The 8,157-nt window shown below is 37.3% G+C and carries 7 protein-coding genes; all 7 read right to left on the bottom strand.

Translation table 11 applies throughout. The features are described 5' to 3' along the window. Positions 1-62: 62 nt before the first annotated feature. Positions 63-266 (bottom strand): hypothetical protein, encoded by a 204-nt coding sequence (locus H6G32_RS07060; RefSeq protein ID WP_190456508.1) that lies wholly within the window; start codon positions 264-266, stop codon positions 63-65. Then, positions 259-510: a UPF0175 family protein gene (locus H6G32_RS07055; protein ID WP_190456506.1), complete on the bottom strand. Its 252-nt coding sequence runs from the start codon at positions 508-510 to the stop codon at positions 259-261. The genes H6G32_RS07060 and H6G32_RS07055 overlap by 8 nt, the downstream gene beginning before the upstream one ends. Positions 511-637: 127 nt before the next feature. Continuing rightward, entirely contained in the window at positions 638-1,198 is a 561-nt protein-coding gene (locus H6G32_RS07050; RefSeq protein WP_190456504.1) for a hypothetical protein, read from the bottom strand. A gap of 258 nt (positions 1,199-1,456) precedes the next feature. Next, positions 1,457-2,374, bottom strand: coding sequence for a methylenetetrahydrofolate reductase (locus H6G32_RS07045; RefSeq protein ID WP_190456503.1), 918 nt, complete (start codon positions 2,372-2,374; stop codon positions 1,457-1,459). A gap of 60 nt (positions 2,375-2,434) precedes the next feature. Beyond that, complete coding sequence (trpS, locus tag H6G32_RS07040) at positions 2,435-3,442, bottom strand: tryptophan--tRNA ligase (protein ID WP_190456501.1); 1,008 nt, start codon at positions 3,440-3,442, stop codon at positions 2,435-2,437. 693 nt (positions 3,443-4,135) lie between these two features. Further along, positions 4,136-4,738, bottom strand: coding sequence for a hypothetical protein (locus H6G32_RS07035; protein WP_190456498.1), 603 nt, complete (start codon positions 4,736-4,738; stop codon positions 4,136-4,138). A gap of 308 nt (positions 4,739-5,046) precedes the next feature. Beyond that, positions 5,047-8,142, bottom strand: a complete 3,096-nt coding sequence (locus tag H6G32_RS07030) for a sacsin N-terminal ATP-binding-like domain-containing protein (protein ID WP_190456496.1) — start codon at positions 8,140-8,142, stop codon at positions 5,047-5,049. Positions 8,143-8,157: the final 15 nt, after the last annotated feature.

Here is an 8,157-nt window from a genome sequence, read left to right as displayed (position 1 = left end):
CATGCTCCCTTCTCTGGTGCTACGCACATTAGTCAGGGAACTGTCGTCAACTCACGCGCCATTCATCCCACGCTCCTAAGAGTGAGGCGTGGGGCTTCTGTCGGATAAGCTAAAACAGTGGGGTCTTCTGCTCCTCTTTGCTGAATTTCTAGAGCTACTGCTGATGGGACTAGAACCTCATCACCTAATAATTGCAATAAATCTAGTAAACCACCTCTGGATAAAAAAATCAGGGGTGAAGCATTAATTACAGGTGATTCAGCCACGTTCTAATTCCCGTTGTAAGTCTTCAAAATCTACAGTAAAGGCATCAACTTGTTCACGGGAAAGAGCAAGTAGAAAATCTGTTCGGTCTAAACCTGCGATATTAGCTGCTTTTTCTTGGGAAATTTCACCACGTCCATACCAGTAAATAGCCGCAGCAAGACGCAATTCACGGACAAATTCATTAGGTGAAAGACGCAAGGCTGAGAATATTTCTTCAGGTAGTTCTAAGGTAACGGTAGTCATAAAGGTTATCTAGTGTAAAAGCCTATCCTCAAATTTAGTTTAACAGCCGTCAGTTGATTTTAGAACTTACCAATCAACTAAGCTTAGGAAAGTATTAGCCATCTGACAATTTGTATTGCTTCAAGGGTCATTTCATCTTCATCAGAAAAGACATACGTGTCTTTTGATTGGGGTGTTTTGTAAGGTATTCTGTAGCATTTTTCCAATACATCTTTCTCTCACAATCACGGACTATAAGATATACAGGATAAGGTTGCCGTGTTGGACATTCAATAATTGACTTAACTTGCCATTCCCTGATTTCCTGCATACAAGCTATCCACCGCTCATAATGTGTCGGATATTTTTTATGATTAGGTTTGAATTCTTGCACACCAGCGCACAATTTAAGTTGAGCATTTAAGACTTGCGCCCACGTTTCACGATCTTCAAATTCTGGAAGGTTGTAAGTCGAGTTTTTTGGGTTCAACTTCTTGCCTGTTTGCAAACATATTATCCAGCAAGCTATTATCTGCCAATTGTATTCAAGAGCTTCTAATAATATATTTTGTCCTGTAGCTAGGAATTGGTTATTTCTTTTTGCTGGAAGGAAGGGAGCCTGTATTACCTGAATTGCGTTGTACAGACCTGGATCAAGTTCTTTACATTTTTCCAGAATTGAGAGACGATTAAATTTTTGGTCTGTCATTGGATTACCTCTTAACTTCTGTACTGAGGTTAGCTAAATCTAGTTATAAATCCAAGGGCTGGGAGAATAAATCCTGAAAAGCTTATATAGCAGGGCTTTTGAAGCCTCAATTTTTTCTCTGGTGTTTTCTGCACCCAGAAATATTGTCATCATGCATTGAGTGAGAATTGTGCTTACAACATTCATAAACACCAAAGCAGCCAGAATTAACCAGCTGCTTTAGTCAAAAGTATTTAACTATGTTGATTCTGAGTTCTCCTAACTAATCTTCTCCACCCCTGCTAAATCTAAGATGGGTGCAATCAAATCTTCTCGCTTCACGGCCATCATGTGGACACCTTGACACAATTGTCGCGCTATCTGCACTTGCTCTGCTGCAATCTGCATTCCTTCTTCTAGGGGGTCTTTTGCTTTTGCTAATCTATCAATAATGTGTTGGGGAATATTCACACCGGGAACGGCTCGATTAATAAATTGAGCATTCTTTGCAGATTTCAACAGAAAAATTCCTGCCAAAATCGGTTTTTTATAACTAGCAGCAATTTTATCCATGAACTTTTCTAGGATTTCAAAATCAGTAATTAATTGACTTTGAAAAAATTGCGCTCCTGCTTCTATTTTACGCTCAAAGCGACTTTGCAAACCTGACCAACTTTTGCATTGCGGATCTACCGCTGCACCTGCAAATAAGTCTAGCGTCCCATCAGTTAGGGGTTTTTCATGGGAATCAACACCCTGATTCATTTTCTGAATCAGTTGTAGCAGACGCACCGCTTCCAAGTCAAATACAGCTTTGGCTTCTGGGTGATCGCCTGCTTTCACTGGGTCGCCTGTCAAGGCTAAAATGTTCCTGATACCCAAAGCATGAGCGCCCATTAAGTCAGCTTGTAAACCAATCCGGTTGCGATCGCGGCACGCCATCTGACAAACCGGCTCAATTCCATTTTGCAACAAAATCGCCGACGCTACCAACGAAGACATCCGCAATACTGCACGGCTACCATCAGTAACATTGACAGCATGAACCCTTCCCTTAAGAGTCGCTGCCATTTTAATCATGTGGGTGGGATCTCCCCCCTTGGGTGGTGCAACCTCAGCGGTAACTAAAAATTCACCTGCTAGGGCAGCACTACGGAAGGTATTCAATACTGGGATGCTGTGGGTATCAGGAGGCATAACATTCAGGTTTTCGGTTTTCTAATAGGGTAAAACATATTACACCCAAAAGCGAAAACCTTAGACAGGTACAGAGAATCCCAAGGCGGCTTTGACATCTGCTAGAGTAGAGGATGCGATCGCCTGGGCTTTCTCTCTCCCATCCCGCAACACAGACTCTAGATAGCCTTGATCCTCCATTACTTCCTGATATTTGTCTTGAATTGGTTTCAAAGCATTAATTGCTGTTTCTGTCAACAAAGGTTTGAATTGTCCCCAGCCCATATCTTGACACTCAACTGCTACCTCTTCTTTAGTCTTCCCAGCCAGCAAGGTATACAGCGTTAACAAGTTATGACACTCTGGGCGTTCTGGATCATCAAAAGTTAAACCCCGCACCAAATCAGTTTTACAGCGTTTAATCTTCTTCGTAATTTGATCAGGTGGATCTAAAACATTAATCCGGCTTAACTCCGAAGGATCAGACTTAGACATTTTCCTGGTTCCATCCGTCAAACTCATCACCCTTGCACCTTCTTTGCGAATCAAGGGGTCTGGTAACTTTAGCACCGACGCATCTTTAGCAAATTGGTGATTAAACCTGTTGACAATATCCCGCGTTAATTCCAAATGTTGCTTTTGGTCTTCTCCCACAGGCACTTTATCAGCTTGGTAAAGCAAAATATCCGCCGCCATCAGCACTGGATAGTCTAACAAACCGACACTGACATTTTCGCCCTGTTTAACTGCCTTTTCTTTAAACTGGATCATGTCTTGCAGCCAGTTAAGGGGTGTGATGCAGTTGAGTAACCAAGTGAGTTCGCTGTGCGCCCAGACGTGGGATTGCACAAAGATGCTGGAGTGGTTTAAATCAATGCCGCAGGCTAGATAAAGAGCAGCGATTTTGTAAGTATCTGCCGCTAGGGTTGCGGGATTGTGCGGTACAGTGATGGCGTGTAAATCTACCACACAAAAGAAATTATCGTACTGGTCTTGAATTTCTACCCAGTTACGAATTGCCCCTAAGTAATTGCCCAAGTGCAGATTACCAGTTGGTTGAACTCCTGACAGAACGCGCTGCTTTCCCATAATTTTCTGTTTTGCTGATCTCAATTCCCGCGTCCGGTGGCGGTGATAAAACTATTCAATTTTGGCACTTTCTCTGGTGGTTGGTTGTTGAGGGTGGGGAAAAGCAGAAAGCTATTTATGTAGGATGCGTCCCCTGATGCATCATTAGTGCGTGAAGCAACCCACCGCACTGATTGATATATAGCGCTTCTCCTTTGTATCCAATCCGCGGTAGGGGCACAGCAATGCTCATTGGTGTCAACTTAAGGGCGATATAGCCCAGAGAAAGCTGGGTGTGAGCGCCGCATCTTCAACTGTCCCAATTTTCCCCTTAACCTGCGCTACAGCAATCTCCGTCAGCAGTGTGCCCACCATTGGCGAAGGTGGGATATTTAATCCTATGATCAGGGTTAAGCCCTGATCCCATTTTTTCCTGTTCCAGGAGAGAACACTGGAGGAAGCTAGAGAAAGTTTGCCGGAATCGCATTAATTATCAAATCAAATCGGGAAAGGATTGGGGACTAAAATGCAAATGGAACATTTGATAAGTTTAAAACAGTTTCGATAAATTCTATCCTTTCCTGAATGCTGTCAATTATTTCTTGTGGGAATGTAAAGCTGTGTACCATCTTTTATGTACCTCGCTGGTGAGGTTTTTGGTTTCCCATTAAACTAATTTAACCTGTAAATGCAACCCGTAACAAAATATTTTATCTACTGTTGTCTAATCGCACTTGATAAGATGCCTAAAATTTTCTTGATGTCTCTAATATAATATTCACTCAAATCAATATAAACAATTTTATCTTCTAATTTTAAAAACTGCCAAATAGTACCGATAGTTATAACACCATAGATTGTCTTGATTAAATTACCTTGCTGTTCATTAAAAACTTGAGCAGCAATCATCTCAGCTACACATTGTCCTAAACCAGATTTCAAATTTTCATTTTTTGATTCTACCAGCGTAATCACAGGTGCGCGAACAAAAAGTTGTTCCTTAGAAAGGCTAATAATAAAGTCACAAAATCCATTTAAACCCTTTTGGGTATCAACGCTGAAATCTACCCCAGAAAATAAACTGATTTCACAATTAAATTTGCGTCTTATTTCTAGTAAAATAGGACTGATGATCATTTCGGAACGGGCTTTTTCTGTATTAATTGCAACCGCTAAATCAATATTTTCTTTGAGGATTGTTACTAGCAAATCACTACATTGTTCCTCCTCTATATCTGCAAATAGTCCTGATTTTTCATTAATTGATAATCCAAAATCCTTAATAATTGTGTTTAATTTAAAATCACTGTAAGCCACTTAATTCACCTCAAAATAAGCAATCAATTTAAATTGAATCATTTGCTAACTTGTTTGATTTTGGATAAATTTATTTTTTTAATCATCAAAGTAATCTGATACTATTTAAGAGCGCTATATCTTCTTTTTATTTTGTAAATACTATGACTATTTCTATTATAACTGAATCCCTGCCCTTAAAACTTAATGCTGATGGTGTAGTGCTAAGTAGAGCAATGTAAATAATTAATGGCTTGTAGTGAGGGCTAAAGCCCTCACCTCAAGGTAGATTAAACCTGGTTAACAACTCTAAACCAGGTATGACCAGATTACAAGAGTATCCGATATATTCGCATCTTTTTCAGAACTTTTCCGAGAGTTAATATTTCTTGGGTTATGTTATTGTCAATCCAGAGTTCTGTATCAGGGCTTTCTAATGCGTCAAACTCAGATGGATAGAAAATTATCACTTGTCTTCCATCTGAGGGTCTAACTACAATTTTTATTGGTCTATCTTTCTTTGTTATACCTGCGATTACAGTAAAATTCTCTTCATACCAATTTTCACAATTATAATCATCCTTACTACTTAAGTAGAATTTTATATTCTCCTTAGCACGTTGAATCATTGAATGTACACGCTCAAATGCTTCTAGCGAATTAGTAGGAATGCGGTGTAATATTTCACTGAATTTTGTCCCTACCAAGCTATACTTAGCTTGCTCAAGTCCTTCCAGTGAATAAATACCCAACATTGTTAATATATCTTGGGGGTTTTCTAGAGCAGTTAACTCTTCAATTTCTATTTCTATGTCTTTCTCTCGACTCTCCTTCGATTTTTGAAATTCTTGCCATTCTTCTTTTGGCGTATTTATTAATTCGAGTACTTCTTCTTCGGTGTAGCCATTTTTATTATTGCTAATGGCTTGTCGGAATTTAATATCTTCAATAATCTCTTCATCACTTCTCAGTCGATAACGTTTTTCATATAAAGTACCAAAAATATCTTTTGCTAACTTCTCATTTTCGTGAAACCACAGTAAGAGTTTAGCAAAAACCCGCTTATTCTTTTCCTGTCTTGGCTCTATACCTTCATTCTTCAAGATTCTCTCTACTATTTCGCTGATGTCGCTTGCTACTTTTTTCGAGGTATAAATTTTACCCTCAATATCAAGTTCAATTTCAGTTACTAGCAATACACTTCGGCAATCAGAACCTAGTTCTTCTAAAATATCTTTAAGTGTATCGTCAACACTATTATCTACAAATAGATTTTGTTTTTTTGCAAATTCGCTTCTTTGGTTAGGTAGAATAGCATAATCATTGAAACAGTTCTCAAACTTATGTTTGCCAATAAAAACAACAAAACTATGCAACCATTCCAAAACATCTTGCTTAAGATGGTTGGTCAAGTTTGCCAGGTTTTGATTTTGTTCAATATCTTTACAAAGGCTATTAATAAACCATTTATTAGACTCTTTTCTAATAGCAGGTGTCCAAGCTACCAATTTTTTCTTGTCGGGTGTTGTTTGATAAAAATCTTTTGCAAACTGCCAAAAATCATCACCTTCTTGCGAATTATCGCTTGAAAAGCAACTAATTAGTTCCAAAACAGCAGCTTTTATGTTTGCGTTGCTGTCTTTTTCGATAATTTGATTGATGCGAAGAACAATATCTTCAATTCCTTTAGTGGTAGTTAACTTGCAATTTATAATTTGATTGTGTTTTAGATTTGTACGCCAATCTTCTTGCAAGATATTTAGAACATTTTTAAGTTCTTCAGGAATATTATCATCTGTCCATAGTTCTTCTTGCTTAAGAAACTTACCATATTGATTTGGAATAATGGCAAATTCATTTAGTAATCCCTGTTCTTCAGACAAAACAAATGAAATTATTTTGTTTAACCAATTCAGAAGCTCTTGTTCTGATTTATTAGTGTGATTAGCAAGTTCACTAATATTTGAAAAACCTGCGATATCAGTAATAAATTGTTTTAAATTGTAGCGTAAGTTTTTCCCCCAATTACTATCTATGATTGCATACCAAAATCCAATATGTTCTTTTTTTGGTAATCGATTACTCCACAATGTATTCGCAAATTCCCAGATAGTTGAAATTTTTTCTTCTGATTTGCTGTAGGGAAATAAGGCATCTTTGAGTTTAATTTTTGGTTGCTGTAGATTATCGGTATAGACAATCTCAGTTTGCATTAATTCATCTCTCAAAACTTTTTGTATCTGGTTTTTATACCAATCTGTTGAGATCCAATCTTTATCTTTAGGTAAATCAGTTTTTGCTAATAGATATAGGTTTTGCCAATTATTAATTGTAGCGTATTGTAGAAAAATAAAATACAACTCAACAGATTCTTGTATTATCCGTTTATTATTTAAAATATTCTCTTCTTCCATTTCGGTCAGAAAGACGCCATCTCTTGGTTCTGTAGGTTCTAGAAATGGGTTATTAACGATAACAGGAAAATGAAAATCTTCTGTTCCAATTAGGGGGAATCCAAGAAAAAGTTTTGGTGTTTTCTCATTAAATGGCTCAATGAAAATTTGTTCTCCAATTGTGCTAAATTGAATTGCTATGCTTGTTAAATTTTTTGACAAACAAGCAAAATACAATCTTTCGACTTGATCGTTTTGAGATTTATCAAACTCAACGATTTTTATACCGTTGGTCAAATCTTTAATTTGTTTTTTCTCATAAATTATCTCATCTTCATTTCTTGCTAATTTTAAATAATTAATTCTATCAACAAAAATTAGTGTATAAGGAAGCGAATTTTCTAAATCATTTAATCCGGTTTCAGCGGTGCTTATACCTTGATCATTGAGCTCGTATTCAAATGTGGTGTTAAAATCAGTAAAATCTGGGTTTTCAATTTTAGTTGAGAGTTCTAATTTCTCGACAGCCTGCTGGAATGAATGATTAATACTCTCAATAATTACGGGTAGTTGTCTCCCACTTCTATCTAAGTAAAAATTAATTTTTTTAAAGCTATTGTCTTCATTTTTGAAAATACCGCTTACTTCTACTTTTTCTGATAATAAGTGTGTTGTCAAAAAGCCAGTTCCAAACCTACCTATTGTTTTGGGAATTTGAGTTTTATCTATTTCTCCCCAATCTTTGTCCTCTGAACTAATCTGACGAATCAAGCCTTTGACATTTGTGAGTGTGAAATAACTATAATTATGGCTAAAGTATATCCGATTGTTATCGAATTTTATACTAACCGAAACTTGCTCATTAGGAAAGTCAATTGCAGCCTTATCATTTACATTCTGTAGAAGCTCGCAAATCCAACGTCTTTTGGCATTTTCACCTGATGACATTCTTAAAATACGCATTTTTTCAAAAATCTTTTGTGCTGCAATCCGGTTCAAATCACGAACAGCATCTTGGTCAAATAGTGACATAATTTTTCTCCTTGA

The sequence above is a fragment of the Cylindrospermum sp. FACHB-282 genome (assembly GCF_014697195.1).
Taxonomy (GTDB): Bacteria; Cyanobacteriota; Cyanobacteriia; order Cyanobacteriales; family Nostocaceae; genus Cylindrospermum.
Note: the sequence above shows the minus strand (reverse complement) of the source record. Positions and strands in the feature narration are given on the sequence as shown.